Consider the following 23,939-nt stretch of genomic DNA (forward strand, 5'->3'; position numbering starts at 1 on the left):
CCACCGGAAAACCAGGACCGCCTAGGGGTTCACGACGATCCGGTCAAGCTGCCAGACGCTGCGAGAGTACACGGTCTCGGTTCTGAATTCAGCTTTAGAATCGTAAGGATAAACAATCCACAACGGCCCTTTGTCGCGTACGGACATCGGGGCGCCATTGCGCAGATAGGCAATAACGGGCCCGTCTTTGAGGGCGTCACCCACCGGAAACTCCACCGCATAGTCATTGACCGCAGTCACAAGCAGCGTGCCGTCTGCCAGCCCGAGACCAGAGACCAGCGTTGCAAAGGGCACGCCGGTGAAACTTTGTTCGCCCTCGGTCCATGGGGTGGTGGTCTGAAAGGTCACCGCGCCCATCTCTTTGAGCTCTGCCAGCGAATACTCAACCGCTGCGCCACTGTCATCCGGGCGCTCAATCGTCAGGATCGTGTCGTCCGCCGCCTGACCCATCGTGCCGACCCAAACGAGTGTTGCGGTGGCAATCCATCCGGAAAAGTGTCGCATCTGTTCCTCCATAAGCGCACATCATCGCGTGGAGATGACAGTGCCATATCCATTTTCGCATTTCACATGCGCATAAGCAGAACCGACCTATACTTTAGGATAGGTGGGGGGCCAGATGCGCCGATTTTCCCCGGAAAGAGCGCGCGAACGGACGTTCGGAACCTGCTAGACCCTATGGCGTAACATCCCTCACGGGATTGCCATTCGCAAAAACTTAGCAGAGGGTCGACTATGAATATGATACACAGCCCACAGGGTGCGCATCTGCAACCCCCGGCAAGAAAGACTGGTACGGTAACCATGCGTGTTCTTATCGCCGACGACCATGATCTGGTCCGCGAAGCCATCGCGACCCTTCTGACGCAGGAAGGGATCGCAGAGGTCCAGACCGTGTCTGACCTTGAACAGGCGCTTGATCTGGTGCGTGACCAGGGTGCGTTTGACCTTGTCATGCTGGACTACAAGATGCCCGGCATGAACGGGCTGGAGGGGCTGGCAAAAATGCAGGCCGCGAACGAAGGGCGCCCGGTGGCGATTCTGTCCGGTAACATGTCGCGCGCGGCCGTGCAGGATGCGATTTCGCGCGGCGCGGCAGGGTTCGTGCCCAAAACGCTCGCCTCGCATTCTTTGGGCAATGCGGTCCGGTTCATGATCGCGGGCGAAACCTTTGCGCCCTACAATTTCATGCAGCAGGACGACACGCCTGTCGGCAACCTCAGCATGCGCGAAACCGAAGTGCTGCGCGGGCTTTGCAATGGTCTCTCCAACAAAGAGATCGCCCGCGATCTTGATCTTCAGGAAGCCACGATCAAACTGCATGTCAAAACTCTCTGTCGCAAACTTGAGGCAAAGAACCGGACTCATGCCGCGATGATCGCCCATGAACGCAACCTTCTCTGAGGTTTCCGCCCTGCCTTTGTTTGACGGCAGGGCGCTTCAATAGGCGCCCCGACCGCTGACCACGGCGCGTACGGTGCGCATCAGGATCATCGCGTCCGTCCCGACCGAGACGCGGCGCACATATTCCAGATCCAGCGCGATCATCTCGTCAAACCCGATATCGGCTCGCCCCGAGACCTGCCACAGCCCGGTCAGTCCAGGCAGCACGTTGTGGCGGCCATGGGCGTGATCGGGATATTGGGCTACCTCGCAAACCAGCGCCGGACGCGGACCGACAAGAGACATGTCGCCGGTCAATACGTTCAGGATTTGAGGTAACTCGTCCAGCGACCAGCGGCGTAGGAACCGCCCGACCGGCGTGATGCGCGGATCGTTCTTCACCTTCAGACACAGTCCGTCGCGGTCGCTTTGCGCGGCGACTTCGGCGCGGCGGGCCTCGGCATCTACATACATCGATCGGAACTTGAACATCTCAAAGGTTTCGCCCCCGCGCCCGACACGCGTTTGCACGAAAAACACCGGCCCTTTCGAGGTCAAAGCGACCGTAGCAGACAGCAGGGCAAAGATCGGGATCAGCGCGGGCAGCGCCACAAGGCAAATCGCCAGATCTAGAATCCGTTTCGGCGTCCGGTTGCGCGACGTCGGCTTGGGATACGCCGGTTCAAGGGTCGTCATGGTCATGGGCAGCACTCCTAGGGAAAACGGGGTCAGGTCTGAACCGACAGCCAGGGGTCGGTTGCATGCGCACGGTGCACGACAGCGATGCTGCCGTTGCGGGGCAAACTATCGAGACGGTCCACAAGGCCGGTCACGGCGCGACGGTCATCTGCCGGGGTCAGGGCAAGTACACCCACATCGGCATTTGACAGGATGAACTGGGTGGACAGGCTGTTGCCAAGGGCTCCGGCAGACACGATCACCACGTCGATCGAACGGGCGGCCCGTGCCAGTGCCGAACGCACCATCTGGGCTGACACCGTGCCGTCATCGACCTGCGTATCCGCGCCGGCCGGCACATGCCAAAGCTTGCCTTGTTGCGGGTAGGCTTGCGGTTTGACGCCCGCACCGCGCAGCAACTCGCGCCAACCAATGCCACCGGTCTCGTCCGCGGGGCATGTGATATCCGCCTCTATCAGAAGGGTCCGCATGTGCGCGCGTGCAAAGCTTTCGGCCAGCGCCCGCGCACAGGCAGAGCTGTTCGCTTCTCCCGCATTGGTGATCGCGATGACCGGCGCATCCCCGACAAGGCGGGGTTTGCGCAGACAGTGCATTTGCAGGTCGTTGCGCAACAGGTCAGCGGCGTGACGGTCGCTTTCGTCCGCTTCGGTGACTTGTCGTACCGGCAGGCGGTTTTCGACCGGCACCAGCGTTTCCGCGAACCGCAGGCGCCGTTCGGTCAGAGCCTTGTAAAGCATCAGGGCAAAGGCGATGAACAAGCCTGCCATCAAGCCGCCGGCAGCGCGCATCTTGCGAGTGTCCTCGGATGGCTCGAGCGGTTGCGACGGCGGCGACATCACCACGGCATAGCCGGGCAGGGCGCGACCAAATTCAAGGCGGATCACCTCGAGCGCGCGGCGCGTTTCGCCCAGAAGATTCTGCGCGGCGTCGATTTCAGTTTCGACGCGGTCCAGTTCGATCCGGCGACGGTTCAGATCACGGGCTTCCTGTCGCGCGATGTCCAATTGCCCCGAAACCTTGGCGTACAGCGATTTGATCTCGTCCACGGTGGTATCGTCACCGCCTTCGGTGACATCGGTCAGGGCGCCGGTTTGTCCAAGAACACGGATCTGTTCACGCCGGTTGTCCATCGCGGTTTCGATCACGTTGATTTCATCAATCTTCGCCTCGACCTTGCGTTGAAACCGCAGGTTGGTCTGGTCGGCATAGCCGGCGCGCAGGCCGGCCAGTTCGCTCATCAGCTTGGCGCGCTCAAAGTTCAGGTCGGCCATGGCGCGGTCCAAAAGCGTGGCGCGCATTATTTCCTGATCCGACGTGTCCGCCGAAGATGCGCCGTCCTCGGCCTCGTACGCCGCAAGGGTTGCTGCAACCTCGGACTTGCGTGCGGAAAGCGCGTCAATCTGCGCGATTTTCTCGATATGGGCCTTGGCAAGTGCGTTCAGCCCGAATTCTCCGCCGATTTCGAGTTGATCCGAGCGTAATGCCGCAAGCCGGTCCTGCAGTTCGGTTTCGCGTGCGCGCAGCTCTTCGAGGCGGACAGAGGTGCGTGTCTCTTCGGCCTCGGCCTTGCGGGCCAGATAGGCCGCGATGACGGCTTCCAGTTTCTGGCTGGCAAAGGCCTGATCCTTGCTGCGTGTTTTGAGCACGATCAGGCTGTCCGAACGTTTGATTTCAATCGATCGGGACATGTCGGACGCCTTGAGACCCTCGGCCAGATCGGGGCGTTGATTCTCCAGTATTTGCACCGAGCGTTCCATAACCGGGTGCGAGGCCACATAGGTTGTTTCGGCCTTTACGAAACTGTCAAAGGTTTTGAGAACCGAGTCCTCGCCGGTGGTGTAGAGAATGTTCGTTTCCTGTGGATAGACCCGCAGGATGGCCTGGGAATCATATAGTTCTACGCCGGTGACATATCCGACCGTGGCCAGAACCGGCCCCAACAGGGCCGCAGTGGCCACCCCCGCCTTCCAGCGCCCACGCAACGCACGTTTGAGCGCCGAGAGCGGGTTCGGCTGGACCTCGTCCGCCGCAGGCAGGGGTGCGGCCTCGAAGGCGTTTTCTTCAAGGCTGGAAACAACGGCAACCATGTCTTTACCCCGCCACACGTGTGGTCACATCGCGTTCCCACCGAACATCGGACGCGGGTTTCTCGGTCAGCAATTGCAGGCGCACCCAGGTGTTCACGGCAGCATAGAACAGGATCGACGGGGCGCGGCGCGGGTTGCAAAGTGCGCGGCCCAGCACGGTGCCGACGCTGCCTTGTTCCGGGCTTGTCAAACCCATCGCAGACAGGGCGCGTGCCCCACGCAGGCTGCGGCGGCGCACCTGGATCAGGCTTTTCAGAGTCGAGGGCGCGCGCGCCGTGAAGCGGCAATCACGGACAAAGGCAATGTCCGAGGCCGCAACGCTGCGACGCATGAATTCGTCATCGGCGGTGATGGCGGGCAGGGGAAACAGGCGGTCTGCGGTTTCGGCGGACAGGGCAACCAGCCCGCCAAACTTGCCACTGTCGAAATAGGGGTTGTTGCGCCAGCCGGTGTAGTAGGCGCGCACCATCGCCGAGGCGCCGGTCGTGCGCACGTCCATCTGCCCACAGGCCGCCTGCGCGGTCTGCTCTTCAAGCGGGGCGATCAGCGCGGTCAGAGATTCCGCGGTGACGTCCAGATCCGCATCCAAACAAATGACCGGACGCCCGCGCGTCGCGACCTGGGACCCAAGGTTCAGCGCATGGCATTTGCCAGGGGTGTCGGTTTCGATGATCTCGACATCGGGCAAGACCGAAAGGGCCCTGCCGACGGTGCTGTCGGTACAGGCATTGGCGATCACGACAAGACGGAACTTGTTCAGCGGCAGTCCCCGCGACAGGTGCATCAAGGTGCGCCCGATGACCGCCTCTTCGTTATGGGCGGGAATGAGGATGGTTGCGCGTGTCATGCCGCTCTCCTTGCCGTCGGTGCCCCGCGTTCGGTTTTTGGCGCGTCTTGCCAGACGAAATTGCGAATTTCATCGATCAGGGCCTCGCAGCCATGCGAGGCAGGGGCCGCGACTTCGGTGCCGCAGGCAAAGCCCTTCGAAACGGCCTTGTCCAAGGCCTGGTGCAGCGCGTCGGTGTCTTCGGCCACGGTTACGTTAGACAGGCGCGCCATTTCGGTGGCCGTATCCATCTGGTGGTCGTTGCGGTGCTCCTTGAAGGCAGCACGCCGGGGCATCAGGATGATAGGTTTGCCAAGTTCCGCCGCCGCAAGGATGGTGCCCATCCCGGCATGGGCCACGATCAGTTTTGCCGCCTCGAACTGGGCCTGAAAGTCCGGCAGGCCGAGCCGGTCAACGGTTTTGACCTGTGACAACACCAGCTTGTGCGCGCCGCTTTGGGCAAGGACCGGCACCTCAGGGTTGCGCAGGGCCCAGCTTTCGAGACCAAGCAGAAGGCGATCAAAAGGCAGTTGCGTTCCAACAGTGGCAAAGATCATGACGGTCTCCTTTTGGGGGGTGGGGTCAGAGCACGGCGCCGCGGAATTCGGCTCCCGTTTGCGCGGCCACGTTTGGCCATTGCGAAAGGACTCGATCCGCAACCCCCATCGAGAGCTTGGCCGAAATCGAGAGCTTGCGCGCATTGGCAATCGAGTCGATGAACATGGTGCGAGCGCCGGTCAGTCTTGCCAGCCGGATCGCCAGAAACCCGCCTGCCGCCCCCGTGGACACGACCACATCGGGGCGCACCTTGAGAACAATCCAAGCCAGCTTCACGGCGCAGACGGCAAGGCGCAGCGGTGTATCCTTGTTTGCATCAGGGTAGACATGCAGCCGCGCGGCGCCCACATGGGCCCGCGCAGTTTTGTCGGTGGTGGCATAGTGCAGGTCAGCGCCGGAAAACGCCGGTGCGAGGCGTTGCATTTGTGTCCAATGCCCTCCGGCCGACGATACGGCCAGAACGACGGGGCGGGATCTTTTGAGGCGTTTCATGTTGCGGTTTCCCTCTTGCCGAGACCTGTTTCGACAATGAGTGTAGTCCGCTTTAAGGTGTTGATGTTAATGCGTAAAAGGTGTTTTTCCGGTCCGAAGGAAGGAAGCGTATACCCTAAAGTAGTAGGGCAGTTTTCTTTTGGTCAGCCAGCACTGAACTATAGAGATCCAACAGCGATTCAGCCTTCTTGTGCCAAAGCCCTTCGCGCAAAACCTTGTCGCGTGCCCCCTGTCCAAGTTGCTGACGCAGGAAAGGGTCATTGGCCAGGTGGCGCAGCGCGGATGCGATATCGCCGGCATATGCCTCGGGTGTGGTCACGGGAAGGCGCAGGCCTGACTGATCGTCGATGATCCAGGCCGGGCCACCTCGTCTGGCCGTGATCACGGGCAGGCCATGGCGCATCGCCTCGTAAAGAACACCGCCCGCGGGTTCGCGGAAAGACGGGAAACAGAACACGTCATGGGTGCGATAAAGGTCCTCGACCGTTTCGCGCGGCACCTTACCCAGAAAGGATACACGATCCGCGACGCCCAGCCGCTCGGCCTCGGCCTTGCATAGGGCAATCTCTTCGCCGGCGCCCGCACTGGTCAGCGTAACGCCCGGCATATCCTGCAGCCGTTCCATGGCGCGCACCACGTCGCGCAGCCCCTTGGTGCGCACGCCGCGACCTACGTGCAGCACCTTCAGCCGTCCGAGTTTGGTCTGACGGCGCACGACCGGGGCGACATTGTCGATTCCAAGTTCCAGCACGGGTTCGAACCGGCGCAGGGGCACGTCCTGCAACACGTCTTGCACATAAGGGGCAACGCCCAGAATGCAGGCCGCCCCAGTATAGGTGCTGCGCAGCCACGGATCGTGGCGGAACCGGTACCGGTCCAGCGCGCGCAGCCGGGTGAACAGCGGGGCGCTGGCGGCCTCCTCCCGGAAGGGGGCCGGCGTGTCGAGTGCTCCGCCAAGGGGGCCGATCACATAGGGAATATCGAAATGGCGCAGGGGGGACGCATACCGCGCCGCCTGTGGCATTAGTTGGTGGCTGATGTCGAACCGTTCGCCACGGACCAGCGCCGCGCGCATCCAGTCTCGCACATGGCTTGCAAAGGCGGGCCAGGCCGGTTTCATCATCGCGTTCAGCCGTTCGTGCCGTCCCGCCCAGGCGGGTTCGGGCCAGGTGATGACGCGGGCCTTGGGGAGTTGTGTCTTCAGGTCTTCGCGACCGGCGCGCTGAAAGGCCAGTACGGTCAGGTCAACGCGCTCGGACAGGGCGGCGGCCCATTTGTAGGCCACAAAAGCTTCTCCGACATCCTTGGCGTCGATATTCGGGGCGATCACCAGAACTTTCATGCCTTTGCCTCCTTGGGCTGGGTGGGCCACGCCTTTGGCAAGTCGCGTGACACTTTTGCAAAATGCCGGGCGCGGTCGCGGGCCCCCGGACGCATGGTCAATCCGAGCACCGTCCACAACACGGCGCGCGAGATATTGTGGACGGACAGGATGGCAAAGCACACCAACGCGGCAGGCCGCCCCCCGTGTTTGCGATGCAAGCGTGTCGTGCCCTCGGTCATCAACACGTCGCGCCTGTGGTCAAGTTTGCGGACTGACCCGTTGCCGAAATGCGTGACCTCGGGGACGGGCGCAAACACCACCTCCCATCCGGCCCGTGCAAAACGGTGGCACCAGTCGGTTTCCTCGCCATAGAAAAAGAAAGCTTCATCCAGCAGACCAACTTCGTGCATGGCCGCGCTGCGCACGAACATCGCAGCCCCCGAGATCACCTCGACCCGGCGTTCGGTGTCGCGGTTCCAGCCCGTCATCCGGTAACTGTCAAGGCGCGCAAATCGTGTCAGGCCAAGGGTTTGCATCGACAGGTGGCGCAGGCTGGGAAAGGCGCTGCAAGAGGCCTGAACGCTGCCATCTTTGTTCAGGACGCGGGGGCCCATGACCGCAACCTCGGGGTGGCGGTCCATCCAGGCTACGGCGTCGCACAGAACCGTGCCATGCACCAGCGTATCGGTGTTGAGCAGCATCACGTAACGCCCCTTGGCCCGGTTCAGGGCAAGATTGTTGCCGCCCGCAAACCCAAGATTGCGGTCGCTTTCAATCAGCGCCACCCATGGAAACGCCGTTTTGGTCATCGCGACCGAGTCATCCTCGGAGGCGTTGTCAACGACCAGCACCTCGATAGCCAGGGTCTCCAGCGTCGGGGCGATTGACTGCAGGCAGTCCTGCAACAGGTCCCGGGTATTCCAGTTCACGATCACGATGGACAGGTCCATGGTCTTTCCTTGGGTTGAGTGTCAGAAAAGCCGCGCAGGGCGGTAGGTAAGGGGGACAGACCGGCGCACCGGCGCGGCCCGTTTCGGCTTGGCATCCAGCAACCATGCGCCGCTTCCGATCAGGAAGAAGAACAGCACAAACAGGGCGTTCCACAGATGTACGGTGGCGGCGGCGACAGCGATGCCGAACAAGGTAAAGGCCCAGGCGTGGCGCGCGCGCCGCCATGCGGGCGGCAGACCCTTGCGCTGGGCCACAGTCCAAACCAGACCCAGCAACAGACCGACCTGCAAAAAGAAGGCCGGCAGGCCGTAACGCACCGCTGTCACAAGCCAGAAATTGTCCATGCTGTCGGACATCCAGACTGGGCGGATCCAGTCACCAAGGCCGATGCCGAAAACCGGGTGCCGGACGACTTCGGCGGTGCCGTATTCGAAAATGATGATCCGGTTGTAGGCGGACTGTTTCGAGAATGTCAGGTATTCCACAAAGACATGGAACGGAGTCCGGTTAGACAGAAGGTCAATCCCGAGATAGACAATCGCGAACAGGCCAAACAGGGCCGCCCAGCGTCCTTGCATATTGCCAAAGGCGCGTTCCCATCCGGCGACGAACCCTTGCATCATCAACACCACATAAGGTCCGCCCGAAGCCGACATGAAGGTCGCCAACACCACGCCCATGACCTTGGCCATGCCCTTGAGGTTCGAAAGCCGGCGCTCGGCAATCACGAAATAGGCCAGTGAAAAGGACGAAGCGCAGAACACGCCATAAAGGATCGGATGATCGAACGGCCCGAAGGTGCGCTCGATCCCCATGCGTGGCTCGATAAAGGCGGCGCGCGGCCCGCCGACAAGGCTGGAGATGCCGTCATGCAGGATGTGGATGCCGGTCAAAGCCTCGGGGACAGTGAACAACAGCGTGGCCAGCACCAGTCCCACATAGGCCCGCGCCATGGCGACAAAATCCTCGTACGAGCGGATATAAAGCCGCCCGATCAGATAGGCCCCCGCGCATTCGACCACGTAGATGCCGCCCGACTCGAGCCCCTGGATCAGCCCGCCCCATTTGATCAGCGCCAGCAGCGCCCAGGCACAATGTGCGAGAAGCAGGACATCAAACAGATGCACCTGCCCGCGCCGCCCAGACAGCAGTTGGAACAGCATCGGCAGGAACAGGATCAGCAGCACCACGCGATAGGCCGAAAGTCGCATGCCCCCCAGATTGAGAGAGACCGGGGTCGGCAGCATCATCGCAAACAGGAACAGCGCGACGGCGACGGGGACACCGATGATGGTGCGACTGCGAGGGACGGCGACGGCCATGTTTCAGACCTCTGCCGGTCGGGCGATCAGGGCCGGACGTTCAATAAAGCGCCAACTGAGGACGGCGAAAGGATAGGTGGCCAAAACACTGAGCAACGCAAGCGGCAAGGGGGCGACGCCCGGCAGCAGAAAGACCAGCATCTGGGCGACAGGCCAGCCATAGATATACATGCCAAAGGACACGTCTTGTGTCAGCGGCATCTCAGGCAGGCGGAGAACCAACATGACCAGTGCAAGGCCCATGGTCCCCATCGCAACCGACCAGCCGCCCAGCACCCAAACAGTCACGGCAATTGCGACAAACAGGGCGGGCCGGAGGGGGAGGTGGTCTCGGAACTTATGCGCGGCCATCCCACAGGCGAAGGCTGCAAACAGCGGGGCAAAGCTGGCCAGACGAGCGGGCAGGTGATCGTGAAAAATCGCCGCCAGGCTCGCGATCCCCAGAAGGCCGAAGACCGCCGACGCGTTGCGCGCGCCCCCCACGGCGACGAACCCGGCGCAAACGGCATAGGCGGCCACCTCGTGAAACAGGCTCCAAAGCGGGCCGTTCACGATTTCGGGGAACGGGTTGGTGGCAAAGGCGCCGGTCAGCCGGTGTTCGATCGAGACCAGCGTCACGGCCCGAAGTCCCCAAATCAGGCTCTCGCGGGCATCGGCGGTTGCGCCGCTGGCAACAGCCAGTGCCAGGGTGACCAGCACGGCCGCCCCCAGCCCGGGCAGAATGCGCCGCGCGCGCGCTGTCCAGAAACGGCGCGCAGGGCGGCGCTCGGCGCTGGCGGTGATCAGAAGACCGGACAGAAAAAAGAAGCCCCCGACGGCCCAGCCGCCAAGCGAGCGTCCCGTGAGTGTGTGCAGCGGCTCTGGCGTGCCCGCCCCCAGCGCCAGGGGCCAGGCATGGCTGACGATTACGGCGGTGGCGAGGCCCAGCCGCAGCAGGTCGAAGTTGCGGCTGCGCCCCGACAACAGGGCCTCTGCCAGCGTCATTGGACCCGATCCGCAATGCGGACACGGCGCCAAAGGCGATCCCGGAGCACGCGTTTCCAGGTGCCCAAGACCGATTGCATTTTCTGCTTGGCGGGCAGGGTCATCCACAGCGGCAATAGCTTCAGGCCGGTGTCCTGCGGGGCCGCAAGGCCAAGCGCGCGCATGGCCACGCGCCGCCCCCAGATCGCGCCGCCGGTTGCAACAAGGTTGGGTTGCGCGCGCGCGATGACATCCCGGTCCCGCGCGATGGCGACAAGGGCGCGTCCCTGCATCGCGGCCTCGACAAAGGCTTGGCCACGGGCCGTGCGCGCCACGATCAGAGACCGTCCTGCATCCGTGTTGCCCTTGGGCGGCGCATGCCACGGGTCTCCGACCGAGATATCGGCGAAGGCGCCGGTGTGGTCTGCGCACACCCGGCATCGCCAGCGACGATGAGCTTGCAGAATGCGCCCCCACCCCTCGCCATAGGGAATGCCCTTACTGTCTGTTTCGGTTCCGTCCGGTGTTTGGAAGCGCGCCTGCATCAGACCCGGCCAACCATTACCGCGATAGCGCAGGTCGGTCACCTTAGCTGTTTTCGGCACCTCCAGCGTGTCCAACAATTGTTCCGTGGCGTTCAGGTTCGGCGCCCCCGCGCAGAAGATCGCGATCGTCAGGCTGATATTCGCCGCCAGTTGCGCATCATGGCGCATCGCCTTGTTAAGCGAGGCCACGTCACAAGGTTTGCCGATGAAAACGATTGGCGCATCGCCGGACTTGATCTCGGGAATGGCTTCAAGCGGACTGGCCTGCGCATAACGCGACCCGGCCCCTCGCAAGAGGCCGGCGTGATCGCGGCTGATGACGGCCTCATTCAGGCGCGGATCCTCCGTGCGCGCAGCGATATGGGCCACGCCTGCCGCAAAACCGGTGTCGAGGGCATAGGCGGCCAGACCGGTGACAGCCCCGCCCGAGGACCCGCGATGCCGGATTTCGGTGTCTTGCGCCCAGCCTTCCCAGGTTTTCAGCACAGGGCCCCACATCCGGTCGATGTCGTCGATCAGCGCAAGCTTGGACCAGTCGGTCGCAGCTCCCGCGCATCCCTCCAGGGCCACCTTTGCCGCCTTGTGGCCCTCGGGCGTTTGGGCCACGACCGGACGCCGCCCGTTTTCGGGATCATCGACCATGCGGATGAAATCGGGAAACTGCCCGGCACAACCACCACAGCCCGTGCACAGGTTCTTTTGAACAATCGAGGTAATGGGGTCAGATCTCATGCCGGCATCTCCTTTTGGGACGTGTTCGAACTGTGGCCGCCAGCCAGTTGCACGGCCCGCAGCGTGGCCGCGACTTCGCCCACGGCTGCGGCCACGGCGATCAGGGTGAGTGGGCCACCTGTTGCAGCGCAAAATGCGGCCAGCGGCAGGGCCAGCACCCGCAGCAGGTTGGCACGTGCAGGGTCGGCAGTCCGTCCCATGGCCACAGCCAGTTGGGAGTAGGGGGTGCGCAGGATGCGAAATCCGGCGGCCACGGCCACGGCAAGCGCCAGCCCGGCTTCAGGTCGGAATTCAGGACCATAAACCAGTGCGATCAGGACAGGGGCCAAAGCGGTGAAGGCAAGCACCAGCGCCGCAGCAAGGATGGCGTGGCGCGTCAGGATGCGCTGCCACACCGCTTGGAAGGCGCCTGTACCAAGGGTCTCGCGCAGGCTTGGCAAGACCAGCGATCCCGCCGCACGTCCGACGATCTGGGCTGGCAGAAGTGCCAGTTGCAGTACCACGCCATAAAGGGCAAGCGTGGCCCAGCCATAGCCCCGGGCCACGATCAGGCGGTCTGCATAAAACACAAGAAACAACAAGGCCGCGTTGACAATCAACGGCGCGCCAAAGCGCCAGCAGCGCAGCATCACGTCCGTACTGAACAGCAGGCGATAGCGCCGTGTCGCCACCATATGAGACAGCGCAACCCGCGCCACCGCGTGGCAGATCAAAACGGCGGCCATGACGCGGTAATCTGCAAAAACCCAGATTGCAGGGATCAGCGCCACAAAGGCCATCAGCGTGGCCCCGCCTTCAACCACGGCCATCTGGCGATAGGCAAACCGGCGTTCGGCACGGCGATAGTCGAGGTGCATGAACCCGCCAAGCAGGGGCACGATGGAAAGGCTGGCATAGGCCGCGACGCTGGGGCCGTCGACAAAGGCCCATGCCAGAACGGGCGACAAGGCGAGAAGGACAAGAGACATGATCGTGCCACGGATCAGGGCGACACCCTGAAGACCCGCCTGAAGCCGCCGCGTGGCGCCTTCAGGGGCTTGCACGATCAGTCGTTCCACACCGAGATCGCTCGTCATTTCGATCAACCGGAGAACCAGGGCCAGCATCATGGCCTGCCCAAGCGCGCCTGCGCCAATAGTCCAGGCCAGCGCGATGGACCGGCCAAGTGCCGCAGCTTCGGCCAGGATCGGCACGCCCCAGGCCAGCGCCCGTCCGGATGTTTTGAAACCCGCCATCAGATCAGCAGCCCGCTTGGGCGGCGATGCAATCCATCTCATGTGCGGCACGCGCGCGGATGGATTTGAGGCGGTTTTGCAGGTCTGCGCGGGTTCTGGCGCGATCGTCGAACGAGGCTACCGCCCGCATCGCCAGCGTGCGGGCGTCAAGCCGGCGCAGGTCGGCCACCTCGTCTCCGATCCCGCATTCGTCAAAGACGCCCTTGGCCTTGTCTGTATAGCCAAGGCCAAGCGTTGGCACACCCGAGGAAAACGCCCCGATCGTGGCATGCATCCGTGCGCCTGCGAACCAGTCAAGCCGCGCCAGCACCCATTTCAGCTCCATTGCGTCGGGCTGCCCGTCCAGAACGGCGACCCGGCGCTCCCCCGCCGCGCCAAGCCGCCGCACCAGATCGCGCGCGGCAGAAACATCGCTTTCCGCGTCGCCGTCCGGTCTGTGGACATGCGGGATCAGCAGGATCCGCGCACGTGGGTCTGATTTCAAAAGGCTGCGCGCCATCGCCTCGATCTGGTCGCGATGCGATGCGGCAAGCCCGAAACGGGTTTTCATCTCGTCAGGCGCGTTGCACAACAACCCCGAGACGTTCAACCCGATCAGGGGAAAGGACCGGTTGGCCAACAGCCATTGTCGGATGTCGCCATCCAGTACGCTTGGTGCTTTTTCCGGCAGCGAAACGGCCACATCGACGCCAAGCCTATGCTTGGCCTCGTCGAAATGCGGGCCCAGTTCGTCTTGCAGGAAACGGTGGCTCAGGGCATCGCGTACCCAGACACCGCTGGCGCGGCGCAGGATGTCCACCGCCTGTGCCTTGCGAATGGGGCACTCAAATGGGCCCAGTTTCTGGGGCAGCAGGATGAGTGGCACGCCCGCGTCCAGCGCCATGCGTTTGGTCAGGATCATCGCCTCGAACCGCTTGGGGCCGTAGATATCTGTGAAGCTGTCGCCGCCCGAAATGTCCATCACTACGCGCGATCTCAGAACCGCACGGGCCGGGGCGCTGTGGCCCCCGCGCACGGCCAGCATCTTGTGCGCGGTGCGCAGACTGTCGCCGCGCCAAAACCGGCGATTGTGGGTCAGGCCGACAAGATCGACCTTTGCATAGTTCCAATCCGCCTGACGCCGTCCACGTCCGTGGTCCGCCACGGTGACATGATCCGCACCACGAGTGGTGAGACCGGCCACGACCGAATGGCAAAGGGCGCTGACCCCTTGGTTTCCGGTATCAGGTGCGGCGTTGAGAAGCGTAATCATGGCAGACCTCCGTTGGACTGCTCTATGGATACGAAACCGCGCCTTTCACGTCATTTGCGCAACGGGCCAACGCAAATCTCTATGGGGGTAAGCCCCCTATACTTTTGGATAGGAGGCTAGCGTTTCTGATGGGCTTATACAAATTCAAAGTTGGCAAGCGCCACATCCTCGACGCTCACCCTCAACAACATCAGGCTGTCACCGGTGCCATAGGACAGGATTGTGCCACTTTGGGCTGCCGTGAACGCGATGTCATCCTGCGCCAGTCCTTCAAACCGCAGCGTGTCTTCTGCGACCGAAAACGCACGCAGGGTGTCGGCACCGTCTCCCGCGCGGAACACGAAGACATCCTGCCCGTCATCCCCATACAGGCGGTCATTCCCCGATCCACCATCGAGAAGGTCATTTCCATCCCCGCCCGCAAGGGTATCATCCCCCACACCGCCCGAGAGCAGGTCATTGCCCGACCCTGCATAGAGAGCGTCCTGCCCTGCGCCCCCCGCAATCGTGTCATCACCGGTGCGGCCATTAAGGTGATCATCGCCAGCCCCCCCCGAAAGAGCGTTGTTACCCGCATTGCCGATCACGCGATTGTCGAGGTCGTTGCCGCCCCCGCCAATGTCGGCATTTCCCAGAAAAACGATGTCCTCGACATGATCCGACAGCGTCACATCCGCCCAGGCGTGCACGACGTCGTGACCTTCGTCCGCGTATTCAACAATCGTATCAAGGGTATCAATGACAATGTATCTGTCATTGCCTGCGCCCCCATAGACGGTGTCGGCCCCGGCATTGCCCGATAGAAAATCATTGCCGGCCCCGCCGATCAGCAGATCGTCGCCCAAGCCGGGACACAGCGTGTCGTTGCCATTGCCCCCGAGGACGGTGTCGTTGCCCGAGCCGCCATGCAGCTTGTCGTTGCCATCGCCACCGGAGAGTTCGTCTGCGCCGGCTCCGCCATGCAACTTGTCGTGGTCCGCCCCTCCGAACAGCGTATCGTTGCCACCGCCGCCGATCAGGTTGTCGTTCCCATCCAGCCCTCGCAGCACATTGTTGTTGGCATTGCCTACGATCATGTTGCGCAGGGCGTTGCCAGTGCCCGCCACGGATGTGGCCCCATAGATGAGCCAGAGGTTTTCCAACCCGTCGCCCAGCGTATAGTCGATCCGGGAGGAAACCCTGTCGATGCCATCTCCGCCGGTTTCCGAAACAACATCGCCGGCATCGTCCACGAAGTAGATATCGTTTCCAGCGCCGCCGATCATGGTGTCCGCGCCGGTGCCACCGTCCAGCACATCATTGCCGTCCTCGCCTTGGATCAGATCATCTCCGGCCTCGCTGCGGACAAAATCGTTGCCCGCACCGCCATAGACGTCGTCATCGCCCGCGCCTGCAAAGATCTTGTCATCTCCCCCATAGCCCAAGATGACATCGCTCAGACCGTCGGTCCCGTCGATGGCTGTGCCATCCGCATCGGTGAACCCGACCATCTGATCCCGTTCGACAGTGCCTTGGACCGGCGATGTGGTGACCGTGAGTGTGGCGGCATCGGTGATGCTGCTGTCATTGCGCACCGTGTAGGTCAGGCTGGCAGTCACATCGCGTGCATGGGCCTCGGGGGTGATTTCTATCAACCCGTTGCCAAGGTATTGCGCGCTTTCGCCGTTCTGAAGAACAACGGTCATTCCGACGGACACGGTCTCGCCATTGATCTCGGTGAGGGTCAGGGTCTCGCCGTCGCTGACGCTGTCATTTGCAAGTAGGTCGATGACGACAGAATCCCCTTTGGCAGCCAGCGTGATTTCGTCATCTTCCGCAATCGCGACTGAAAAGCTGGGCGCGCGCAGCAGCACGGTCGAGGTGCTGTCGATCCCAAGGAACGGATCAACGCCACGCACGTCCATGGCCCCGTCATTGCTGGAAACGCTTGGGGAATCCGCGAGCAGTTCCATGAAATAGTCGCCACTCGCATCGGTGACGATCCGGTAAAAGCCGCCCGAGTTCGGCGTGGTCGCGTCGAGGTCATGATCTGCGTTGTTTGCGCCGACATAGACGTTGCCATCCCCGTCCACCATGGTCGCCCCAAAGGCGCTGGACGGGATTCCGTCGCGGGTTTCGCCGTCGACGATGGTGCCGATGATCGACTGGTGGGTGACAATGGGCTGTCCGCCAAGCGCGACTTCGGACACGTCGATCGATACCAGCGCGCCGGGTTCCCCGGCGGTGCCGGAATGCCCGACACCGAAAAAGGTTTGCGAAGGCGGGTGATAGGACAGATCTGCAAGCCCGCGGGTTGCCACACCTGCCGCAGGAAGGGCCAGTTGCGTGACGTTCGGGGTGCCGTCCGCACCTGTTTCCGAGATGTCATAGATGATGGCGGTGCGTAGGTCGCCGCTGAAGGTCCACAGGTTGCCGCGATCGTCCATATCCCCGATATACGACCCCGCAAGGCCCCCTGAGACCAAGTAGGTCGCGCCTCGCGCATCCATGGCAATCACATCATTCTGGGAAATGGTACGCCCCGTGGCGTCCACCCCAGTTGAGCGCGCAAGGCCGTAGATCAGGTCGTCCTCGATAGAATACCCGATGGCGTTGACGTTCACTGCAGCGGCATTCTCGGCCTGTGTATAGCTGTTGGTGTCCAGGTCGAATTTAACCAGTTGCCCGTTCAACACCTGGTAAACAAAGCTCTGCCCGGCGGCAAAGGCCTCGACGGTGACGTCCTCGCCCATGAACCGCATGGTTTTGTCATAGGACGGAATGACGCCCGAGGCATCGATCCCGCCAGTAGCTCCGTCCGAGGCACCGGTGATCCGGAACGACAACTCGGCGCTGCCACCAAGGCCGGTCAGCGCGAAACTGTAGGCTTCAAAAACGCCACCCGCGTGGGTGAAAGCCCCAACCGTTTCGCCAGCCCAGTATACCTCGACCGTCACCGTGTCGACATTTGCTGACAGGTTGGCGGCAAGGTTGAATTCCAGCTCATACGGGAGCCCCGCGACCGTTTCGACCATTGTCGAAAGTCGGGGAAGGCCATCTTCATCCGTGTCTTCGGTCCAGTATTCAGACACGGTGTACTGGTCAAAAGTCAGACGCTCGTCGGCGTCTTGCAGGAGGTTCTCCATCTTCAGGTTCGCCTTTGGAACAGGCCATCCTCTACCTGAAGATGGCAAAGGTACGGCGGATTTCACATACGCTTCGCCATCCTAGATCCGCACCTTGGGCGACGCGCGGGCGCAAAAGTAGAGGTCACCGTTAAAATGAGGGGGTGGCCATCGACAAAATGGTTGGCGTGCTTATCCGTTTTTGGGCAAAGCGTGTCTCATCACATCAATAGAACACCGAAAGGATGCCGGACGGGTATCCGCCCGCAGTTTGACAGCCAAAGACGCGTGCTTTGAAAAGGGTGTATCGGGCGTTGTGCCAGCCTACATCTTGACCATCATGCCATCGGCAACCGAGATCCCGTAGGCACGAAGCGCGGGTACGAGGCTGACAAACGCCCCTGCGCAGACCACCGCGCCAACGACCCAGAGTTCGCGTAGGGTGGGGGGCTCGATCGGCAGCCAAAGGCCAAAGATGCTGTCAACGACAGGCTGTGCAATGATCAGCCCGAGATAAAGCAGGGCCAGCCCCAAGAGCGCCCCTGCGGTCGCCATGACCATCGCCTCGAACACCAACATCCCGAGGATGGTCACCGGGCGCGCGCCCATGGCACGGTAAATGGCCATTTCGCGGCGGCGTTCGTTGAGGCTCGAGAAAATTGTGGCCATCATTCCGATAAGCGCGGTGACGACAACCATGCCCGAGACCGCCAGAAGCGCGGTTTCGGCCACGCCAACGATACCCCACAATTCCTGAAGCGCGACGCCTGGCAGAATGGCCTGCAAAGGTTCCTCGGGATAAGTGTTGATCGCGCGTTGTAGGCCAAAAGTCTGGATCGGGCTTTTCACTCCGACAAGGGCCGCGGTCACTGCCTTTGGGGTCAGGTCCATGCCGCGCACGACCTCGACCGGGGTGGATTGACCGGGCACCAGTGCACCGCTTTGCCAGTCGACATGAATCGCCTCGATCGCCTCCATGCTGACGATTACCGTACGGTCGACCGGCGTGCCGGTCTTTTCCAGAATGCCCGAGATGCGAAACGGGTAATCGTCGTGTTTGCTGAACGAGGCCATGCCATGCGCAACGATGATCGGATCGTCCAGAGCATAGCCCAGCGTGACGGCAACATCCGCGCCGATAACGGCATCGAACAGGTCCGACATGATCTCTCCGTCGGCAAAGGCAAGCGACCGATCTTGCCGGTACTTGTAGTGCTCGAAAAACGCCGCGCTGGTGCCCATTACGCGGAATTGGTGGTGACTGTCGCCAAGCGAAATGGGCACGATCCATTCGACCTCGGGGCGCGTGGCGATATCCTGATAGCTCTGCCATGTAACGTTGTTCACCGCGTTGCCGATCCGGAACACCGAATAAAGCAGCAACTGCACCGACCCCGACCGTGCCCCGACAATCAGGTCGGTGCCGGAAATGGTGTCGGCAAAACTGGTCTTGGCACCGGTACGGACCTTTTCAACCCCCAGAAATAGGGCTACCGAAAGCGCAATGGCCAGAATGGTCATCCCGACGGTCAGAACCCGCGCAAACAGCGATGCAATGGCAAGCCGGAAAATCATGCTGCGGCCCTTTTGATCTCTGCGATCTCTTCCATGCGGATCACCCGGTCAAACCTTTCGCCCAGCCGGGGGTCATGGCTGACCATCAAAAGCGCGGTCGCATGTTCCGCCGCCTGCGAAAAAAGCACGTCAAGGAAGGCCACCTGGCTGTCGGCATCAAGGGCCGAGGTGGGTTCGTCGGCAATGATCAGCGGCGGGTGCCCGATCAGGGCGCGGGCTACGGCAACCCGCTGTTGTTGACCCACGCTGAGCGCGTGTGCCTTGGCCCGCAAAACGCCCTCGGGCAGCCCCAGCGCGCGGCACAGCCGCGCCGCTTCCGCGCTTGCGTTGCCCACATGTTTGCGGCGCTCGGGCGCAAACCGCAGCGGCAAGAGGATGTTGTCCAGCACAGTGCCAAAGGGCAGAAGGTTGAACTGCTGGAAGATCACGCCGATCTTTTCGGCGCGGAACCTGTCGCGCGCGCCCCCTGACAGGTGGGACAGATCCGTATCTGCGACCTGCACCTTGCCCCGGTCTGGCAGAATGGTGCCGCAAATCAGCGATAGCAACGTGGACTTGCCCGATCCGCTCTCGCCCAGCAAGAGCACGGTTTCCCCTTCGGCGAGGCTCAGCTCCGGAACGGTCAGGGAAAATCCGGACCGCCCTGGCCATTGGTATGCGAGATCCGCAAGACTGAGAACCGCGCCAACCATGCAGGATTAGCGTCCGAGATCCAGAACAGGGGCGTCGCGTTCGACTTCAAAGGCTATGGCGCCGTTTGCCGTGATCATTTTTACCTCGACCTCTTTGGCGTTCGGGAAGGTTTCGAAATAGGCGAATGTGACGCTGTTCAGAGCATCGGGATTGTCACAGGTCAACATATATTCCGCGTGAAACTCGGTATGTGACGCCATTTCGCCGTGTTCGTGATCGTCATGGGCGTGTTCGTCGTGGTGTTCCGTGTCGTGTTCATCATGTGCGTGCTCATCATGATGTTCCGTGTCGTGGTCATCATGGGCGTGTTCGTCATGATGTTCTTTGTCATGATCATCATGCCCATGGTCGTCGTGATCATGCCCTTCATGGCCGTCTTCGGTTTCTAGTTCAGCCTTGGCCATGGTCACAGCACAGCCTGCGGCCTCGGGCAGTTTGAAGAGGGCCAAAGGTGCCTCAAGCGTTTTTAATGCGGCTTTGACAGCCGCGCGGTCTTTTTCGCTCTTGGCGGCGTATTCGAACCCGACAATATCCGCACCCGGAGCCTTCAACTCCATGGCCACCGTGGTGTTGTCGATCGCGATGTTCAGCGCGCCGACCCCGTGTTCATGGGCGTCAAGTTGACGTGTGCTCTCGGCCAGGGCAGGGGCTGCGGCAAGAAGGGCGAGGATCGAAAGAGTTTGTTTCATGGACAACCTGTCTGTACTGATTTGGTTAAAGCGGTGCATTCCGTATGGCGTTTGTGTGTTTGTGTTATGATATTACATACCGTTCAAGTCTAACCAAGAGGGCATTTCCAACAAATTGGTGTGCTTGAAAGGTTTTGCGTAGTAAATGCATATAGAATGCAGGGCACTTGAAACCAAAAAGCGGCCGCCAACACGGCGACCGCTTCAATCCGCGATATGCAGTCTTTTATTCCGACTTCGGCAGGATCGGGGCCGAGCGGTCCAGAACCAGGTCTGCGTCCGAGAATTTCCACGGCCCGCGCACCCCTTTGACGCCCTCCGGGGCAATCACCATGCCGCGCGCCTTGATTTGCGGGTCTTCAAAAGCCTGTCCAATGGAATTGATCGGGCCTGCCGGAACGGTGGCCTGTTCCAATGCCGTCAGGATCTCTGCCGATGGCCACCCCGCAAGCGCGGCTTCCAATTCGGCCGTCAGCGCCTCGCGGTTGGCGACCCGCAGGCCATTCGTAGCATAGTCGGGGTTTTCCGCTAGGTCGGGCCGGTCGATCACACCGCAGAACCGTTGGAACTGGCCGTCATTGCCAACCGCCAGAATGATATGCCCGTCCGCCGTTGGCAGAACCTGATAGGGCGAGATATTCGGGTGGTCATTGCCTTTGCGCATCGGGCTTTGACCCGTGGCAAGAAAGTTCATCGCCTGATTGGCCAGGAGGGCCGTGGCACAATCCAAGAGGGACATGTCGATATGCTGCCCGCGCCCTGTGCGGTGGCGTTGCTCGACAGCTGCCAGAATGCCAATCGTTCCATAGAGCCCCGTGACCACATCGGTCACGGCCACACCCACCTTCTGGGGCTGCCGGTCGGGCTCGCCGGTGATAGACATCAGCCCGGACAGCCCCTGGATCAGGAAATCATAGCCGGCGCGCTTGGCATAAGGGCCGTCCTGTCCAAAGCCGGTGATCGAGCAATAGATCAGGCGCGGGTTCACCTCTTTCAGGCTGTCATAATCCAGCCCGTACTTGTCAAGTCCGCCCACCTTGAAGTTCTCGATAAGGATATCGGCATCGGCCACAAGGCTGCGCACGTATGCCTGCCCTTCGGGTGTGCGGAAATCGGCGACCACGGCCGTTTTGCCCCGGTTCGCTCCATAGTAATAGGCCGCGGTCCGGTCGCCGTCGCGTTCGATAAAGGGCGGGCCCCAGCCGCGCGTATCATCCCCGCTCTCGGCCTCGACCTTCGTGACTTCGGCGCCAAGGTCGGCCAGGGATTGCCCAATCCAGGGACCAGCCAGAATGCGGGCCAGCTCGACCACTTTCAAACCTTCAAGGGGGGACATGTCGCGTTTCCTTCGATGATGGCCGCAGGGGCCGTGGGGAGGGGGGTTACAGGTAGGGCGGGGTGCAGGCCGAGATGACTTCGGCCGGACGATCCGAGATGTTGCGGAAGCGGTGGGGTTCGCGGCTGTTGAACAGGTAGGCGTCTCCGGCCTTGAGAACGCGCACTTCTGCGCCCACGGTGACCTCGATCTCGCCCGAGATCACGATCCCGCCCTCGCTGGCCTCGTGTTCGATCATAGCATCGCCGGTATCTGCGCCGGCTTCGTAACGTTCGTGCAGGACCTGCAGCCCGTGGGCCTTGGCATCGCCCACCTGCTTGATGGTGATCTTTTCCTGCGCGCGGTCATCGCCCTGATACAGCAGCGAGGTCAGGTCGCGCATTTCCGACGGGGTAAAGAAAGGCTGGGCATTGGTCACAGATTCGGGTTCAAAAAACTCTGACATGCTGATGCCAAATCCGCCCAGAATTTTGCGCAAAGAGGCGACGGATGGGCTGCTGCGGTTGGTTTCGATCATGGAAATCTGCCCGTGCGGTACCCCGGCGGCCTCGGCCAGCTGTCGTTGAGACAGGCCGTATTGCGTTCGGAGCGCCTTGAGGCGCCCGCCTACATCAAAATCATCGGTCATTCATGGGATTCCTGTAGTGATTTCCCTCAGATTACGCGAATCTTGCGATGTTGCGCAAATTATTCCTAGCAATGTTCAAAATAATGAGCAATATGGTTTCAAGAATCAAAGCACGAACACAGGAGAGTCGTCCATGACTGTGACTGAAGAACTCAAATCGCGTCGCGAGGCGGCCATCGCCTCGGGTGTTGCAACCCGCGGCATCTATGCGGCCCGCGCCGAAAATGCTGAATTGTGGGATGCCGATGGCAAACGTTTTATCGATTTTGCCGCCGGGATCGCGGTGAACAACACCGGTCACCGTCACCCCAAGGTCATGGCGGCGGTCGCGGCGCAGGCCGAAGCGTTTACCCATACCTGTTTTCACGTAGCCCCATACGAAAGCTATATCGCACTGGCCGAGCGTCTGAACGCCGCGACGCCTGGTGATTTTGCCAAGAAAACCATGCTGGTGACCACTGGTGCCGAGGCGGTGGAAAACGCCGTGAAAATGGCGCGCGCCTATACCGGGCGGTCGGGCGTGATCGCGTTCAGTGGGGCCTTTCATGGTCGCACCCTGATGGGTATGGCGCTCTGCGGTAAGGTGAACCCCTATAAGAAAGCCTTTGGTGCGATGCCACCCGAGGTGCTGCACGCGCCCTTCCCGAATGCTTTTCACGGTGTGTCGGTCCAAGACAGCCTGAACGTGCTGGATAACATGCTGCGCTCGTCTATCGACCCCGAGCGTGTGGCAGCCATCATCATTGAGCCCGTGCAGGGCGAGGGTGGTTTCAACATCGCACCACCGGAATTTCTGCGCGCACTGCGCAAGATTTGTGACGATCACGGCATTGTCCTGATTGCCGACGAGGTGCAGGCCGGGATTGCGCGCACCGGTACGTTGTTCGCCTTCGAACATGCAGACGTGGCCGCCGATCTGGTGACCATGGCCAAGGGCCTGGCTGGCGGGTTCCCGCTCTCAGCCGTGACCGGTCGGGCCGATATCGTCGATGCCGCCCCTGTTGGCGGCATCGGCGGCACCTATGCGGGCAACCCGCTGGCGGTTGCGGCTGCCAACGCGGTTCTGGACGTGATCGAAGATGAAGACCTTTGTGCCCGCGCGGCGGAAATCGGCGACAAGATCAAGGCGCGTTTGACCGACATTGCCGCCCGTCAGGGCAACGAGGCGATTGGCGACGTGCGCGGGCTTGGCGCGATGGTGGCGTTTGAACTGGTCACGGATCGCACCACCAACAATCCGGATCCGGCGCTGACGCAGGCCATCGTGGCCGAGGCCGAGGCGCGGGGCCTGATCATCCTGCCCTGTGGTACCCGCGCAAATGCCGTGCGCCTGCTGCCGCCCCTGACCACGCCCATGGCGCAGGTCGACGAGGCGCTTGATATTCTCGAGGCCTCGATCGAGGCCGCCATCAATGCAACCGCGCAAGCCGCGGAATAAGGAGACAGAGCCATGCCGAAAGATCTGGCCCCCCAATCTAAACCCGACCTTTCCTCTTTCACGTGGGAGGATCCGTTTCTTCTTGAAAGCCAGCTTGCCGAGGATGA

Annotated in this window: 21 protein-coding genes; 2 read left to right on the plus strand and 19 right to left on the minus strand. The window is 61.7% G+C overall.

The window, feature by feature from the left end; genetic code table 11:
* Nucleotides 1-21: 21 nt before the first annotated feature.
* On the minus strand, nt 22-504 hold the full coding sequence (locus WNE31_RS17325) for a putative pterin-binding protein (protein WP_349981208.1): 483 nt from the start codon (nt 502-504) through the stop codon (nt 22-24).
* Nucleotides 505-804: 300 nt separating this feature from the next.
* Between WNE31_RS17325 and WNE31_RS17330 the strand changes: the two genes are divergently transcribed.
* Nucleotides 805-1,404 carry a response regulator transcription factor gene (locus WNE31_RS17330; RefSeq protein ID WP_349981209.1) on the plus strand — a complete coding sequence of 200 codons (600 nt, stop codon included), beginning with the start codon at nt 805-807 and terminating at the stop codon, nt 1,402-1,404.
* A 36-nt stretch (nt 1,405-1,440) separates the two neighbouring features.
* Here the strand turns inward: WNE31_RS17330 and WNE31_RS17335 are convergent, their stop codons facing one another.
* The 18 genes from WNE31_RS17335 to WNE31_RS17420 form a co-directional block, all read right to left on the minus strand.
* Nucleotides 1,441-2,085 (minus strand): sugar transferase, encoded by a 645-nt coding sequence (locus tag WNE31_RS17335; RefSeq protein WP_349981210.1) that lies wholly within the window; start codon nt 2,083-2,085, stop codon nt 1,441-1,443.
* Nucleotides 2,086-2,111: 26 nt separating this feature from the next.
* Nucleotides 2,112-4,169: a GumC domain-containing protein gene (locus tag WNE31_RS17340; protein ID WP_349981211.1), complete on the minus strand. Its 2,058-nt coding sequence runs from the start codon at nt 4,167-4,169 to the stop codon at nt 2,112-2,114.
* A gap of 4 nt (nt 4,170-4,173) precedes the next feature.
* Nucleotides 4,174-5,016 (minus strand): glycosyltransferase family 2 protein, encoded by an 843-nt coding sequence (locus WNE31_RS17345; protein ID WP_349981212.1) that lies wholly within the window; start codon nt 5,014-5,016, stop codon nt 4,174-4,176.
* Entirely contained in the window at nt 5,013-5,552 is a 540-nt protein-coding gene (locus WNE31_RS17350; RefSeq protein ID WP_349981213.1) for a glycosyltransferase, read from the minus strand. Before WNE31_RS17350 ends, WNE31_RS17345 begins: the two co-directional genes overlap by 4 nt.
* Before the next feature lie 25 nt (nt 5,553-5,577).
* A complete protein-coding gene (locus tag WNE31_RS17355; protein WP_349981214.1) occupies nt 5,578-6,045 on the minus strand; it encodes a UDP-N-acetylglucosamine--LPS N-acetylglucosamine transferase in 468 nt (155 codons plus the stop codon).
* Between the two features lie 115 nt (nt 6,046-6,160).
* The gene (locus WNE31_RS17360; protein WP_349981215.1) at nt 6,161-7,387 is read right to left on the minus strand and encodes a glycosyltransferase family 4 protein; all 1,227 of its coding nucleotides are present in this window, start codon (nt 7,385-7,387) and stop codon (nt 6,161-6,163) included.
* The gene (locus WNE31_RS17365) at nt 7,384-8,319 is read right to left on the minus strand and encodes a glycosyltransferase family 2 protein (RefSeq protein ID WP_349981216.1); all 936 of its coding nucleotides are present in this window, start codon (nt 8,317-8,319) and stop codon (nt 7,384-7,386) included. Before WNE31_RS17365 ends, WNE31_RS17360 begins: the two co-directional genes overlap by 4 nt.
* Nucleotides 8,320-8,340: 21 nt before the next feature.
* Nucleotides 8,341-9,642, minus strand: a complete 1,302-nt coding sequence (locus tag WNE31_RS17370; RefSeq protein WP_349981217.1) for a hypothetical protein — start codon at nt 9,640-9,642, stop codon at nt 8,341-8,343.
* 3 nt (nt 9,643-9,645) lie between these two features.
* Nucleotides 9,646-10,626 carry an acyltransferase family protein gene (locus WNE31_RS17375; protein ID WP_349981218.1) on the minus strand — a complete coding sequence of 327 codons (981 nt, stop codon included), beginning with the start codon at nt 10,624-10,626 and terminating at the stop codon, nt 9,646-9,648.
* Nucleotides 10,623-11,882, minus strand: coding sequence for a Coenzyme F420 hydrogenase/dehydrogenase, beta subunit C-terminal domain (locus WNE31_RS17380; protein ID WP_349981219.1), 1,260 nt, complete (start codon nt 11,880-11,882; stop codon nt 10,623-10,625). The genes WNE31_RS17375 and WNE31_RS17380 overlap by 4 nt, the downstream gene beginning before the upstream one ends.
* On the minus strand, nt 11,879-13,159 hold the full coding sequence (locus WNE31_RS17385) for an oligosaccharide flippase family protein (protein WP_349981220.1): 1,281 nt from the start codon (nt 13,157-13,159) through the stop codon (nt 11,879-11,881). The genes WNE31_RS17380 and WNE31_RS17385 overlap by 4 nt, the downstream gene beginning before the upstream one ends.
* Nucleotides 13,122-14,369 carry a polysaccharide pyruvyl transferase family protein gene (locus WNE31_RS17390; RefSeq protein ID WP_349981221.1) on the minus strand — a complete coding sequence of 416 codons (1,248 nt, stop codon included), beginning with the start codon at nt 14,367-14,369 and terminating at the stop codon, nt 13,122-13,124. Before WNE31_RS17390 ends, WNE31_RS17385 begins: the two co-directional genes overlap by 38 nt.
* Before the next feature lie 134 nt (nt 14,370-14,503).
* Complete coding sequence (locus tag WNE31_RS17395; protein WP_349981222.1) at nt 14,504-17,494, minus strand: calcium-binding protein; 2,991 nt, start codon at nt 17,492-17,494, stop codon at nt 14,504-14,506.
* Nucleotides 17,495-17,797: 303 nt separating this feature from the next.
* Complete coding sequence (locus WNE31_RS17400; RefSeq protein WP_349981223.1) at nt 17,798-19,048, minus strand: ABC transporter permease; 1,251 nt, start codon at nt 19,046-19,048, stop codon at nt 17,798-17,800.
* Nucleotides 19,045-19,740 carry an ABC transporter ATP-binding protein gene (locus WNE31_RS17405; RefSeq protein ID WP_349981224.1) on the minus strand — a complete coding sequence of 232 codons (696 nt, stop codon included), beginning with the start codon at nt 19,738-19,740 and terminating at the stop codon, nt 19,045-19,047. The genes WNE31_RS17400 and WNE31_RS17405 overlap by 4 nt, the downstream gene beginning before the upstream one ends.
* A gap of 6 nt (nt 19,741-19,746) precedes the next feature.
* Nucleotides 19,747-20,430 carry a zinc uptake protein ZrgA gene (zrgA, locus tag WNE31_RS17410; RefSeq protein WP_349981225.1) on the minus strand — a complete coding sequence of 228 codons (684 nt, stop codon included), beginning with the start codon at nt 20,428-20,430 and terminating at the stop codon, nt 19,747-19,749.
* 226 nt (nt 20,431-20,656) lie between these two features.
* Nucleotides 20,657-21,766, minus strand: coding sequence for a CaiB/BaiF CoA transferase family protein (locus WNE31_RS17415; protein ID WP_349981226.1), 1,110 nt, complete (start codon nt 21,764-21,766; stop codon nt 20,657-20,659).
* A gap of 46 nt (nt 21,767-21,812) precedes the next feature.
* A complete protein-coding gene (locus tag WNE31_RS17420; RefSeq protein WP_349981227.1) occupies nt 21,813-22,394 on the minus strand; it encodes a cupin domain-containing protein in 582 nt (193 codons plus the stop codon).
* Nucleotides 22,395-22,527: 133 nt separating this feature from the next.
* Between WNE31_RS17420 and gabT the strand changes: the two genes are divergently transcribed.
* Entirely contained in the window at nt 22,528-23,832 is a 1,305-nt protein-coding gene (gabT, locus tag WNE31_RS17425; RefSeq protein ID WP_349981228.1) for a 4-aminobutyrate--2-oxoglutarate transaminase, read from the plus strand.
* Nucleotides 23,833-23,939: the final 107 nt, after the last annotated feature.

The organism is Shimia fortis (assembly GCF_040225985.1).
In the GTDB taxonomy this organism is placed as follows: Bacteria; Pseudomonadota; Alphaproteobacteria; order Rhodobacterales; family Rhodobacteraceae; genus Shimia.

Coding starts and splice junctions, on each gene's coding strand:
- WNE31_RS17420 (WP_349981227.1), bottom strand. CDS start 22,394: ATGACCGATGATTTTGATGTAGGCGGGCGCCTCAAGGCGCTCCGAACG.
- gabT (WP_349981228.1), top strand. CDS start 22,528: ATGACTGTGACTGAAGAACTCAAATCGCGTCGCGAGGCGGCCATCGCC.
- WNE31_RS17395 (WP_349981222.1), bottom strand. CDS start 17,494: ATGGAGAACCTCCTGCAAGACGCCGACGAGCGTCTGACTTTTGACCAG.
- WNE31_RS17325 (WP_349981208.1), bottom strand. CDS start 504: ATGCGACACTTTTCCGGATGGATTGCCACCGCAACACTCGTTTGGGTC.
- zrgA (WP_349981225.1), bottom strand. CDS start 20,430: ATGAAACAAACTCTTTCGATCCTCGCCCTTCTTGCCGCAGCCCCTGCC.
- WNE31_RS17350 (WP_349981213.1), bottom strand. CDS start 5,552: ATGATCTTTGCCACTGTTGGAACGCAACTGCCTTTTGATCGCCTTCTG.
- WNE31_RS17385 (WP_349981220.1), bottom strand. CDS start 13,159: ATGAGATGGATTGCATCGCCGCCCAAGCGGGCTGCTGATCTGATGGCG.
- WNE31_RS17380 (WP_349981219.1), bottom strand. CDS start 11,882: ATGAGATCTGACCCCATTACCTCGATTGTTCAAAAGAACCTGTGCACG.
- WNE31_RS17400 (WP_349981223.1), bottom strand. CDS start 19,048: ATGATTTTCCGGCTTGCCATTGCATCGCTGTTTGCGCGGGTTCTGACC.
- WNE31_RS17340 (WP_349981211.1), bottom strand. CDS start 4,169: ATGGTTGCCGTTGTTTCCAGCCTTGAAGAAAACGCCTTCGAGGCCGCA.
- WNE31_RS17355 (WP_349981214.1), bottom strand. CDS start 6,045: ATGAAACGCCTCAAAAGATCCCGCCCCGTCGTTCTGGCCGTATCGTCG.
- WNE31_RS17375 (WP_349981218.1), bottom strand. CDS start 10,626: ATGACGCTGGCAGAGGCCCTGTTGTCGGGGCGCAGCCGCAACTTCGAC.
- WNE31_RS17360 (WP_349981215.1), bottom strand. CDS start 7,387: ATGAAAGTTCTGGTGATCGCCCCGAATATCGACGCCAAGGATGTCGGA.
- WNE31_RS17365 (WP_349981216.1), bottom strand. CDS start 8,319: ATGGACCTGTCCATCGTGATCGTGAACTGGAATACCCGGGACCTGTTG.
- WNE31_RS17415 (WP_349981226.1), bottom strand. CDS start 21,766: ATGTCCCCCCTTGAAGGTTTGAAAGTGGTCGAGCTGGCCCGCATTCTG.
- WNE31_RS17345 (WP_349981212.1), bottom strand. CDS start 5,016: ATGACACGCGCAACCATCCTCATTCCCGCCCATAACGAAGAGGCGGTC.
- WNE31_RS17390 (WP_349981221.1), bottom strand. CDS start 14,369: ATGATTACGCTTCTCAACGCCGCACCTGATACCGGAAACCAAGGGGTC.
- WNE31_RS17335 (WP_349981210.1), bottom strand. CDS start 2,085: ATGACCATGACGACCCTTGAACCGGCGTATCCCAAGCCGACGTCGCGC.
- WNE31_RS17405 (WP_349981224.1), bottom strand. CDS start 19,740: ATGGTTGGCGCGGTTCTCAGTCTTGCGGATCTCGCATACCAATGGCCA.
- WNE31_RS17370 (WP_349981217.1), bottom strand. CDS start 9,642: ATGGCCGTCGCCGTCCCTCGCAGTCGCACCATCATCGGTGTCCCCGTC.
- WNE31_RS17330 (WP_349981209.1), top strand. CDS start 805: ATGCGTGTTCTTATCGCCGACGACCATGATCTGGTCCGCGAAGCCATC.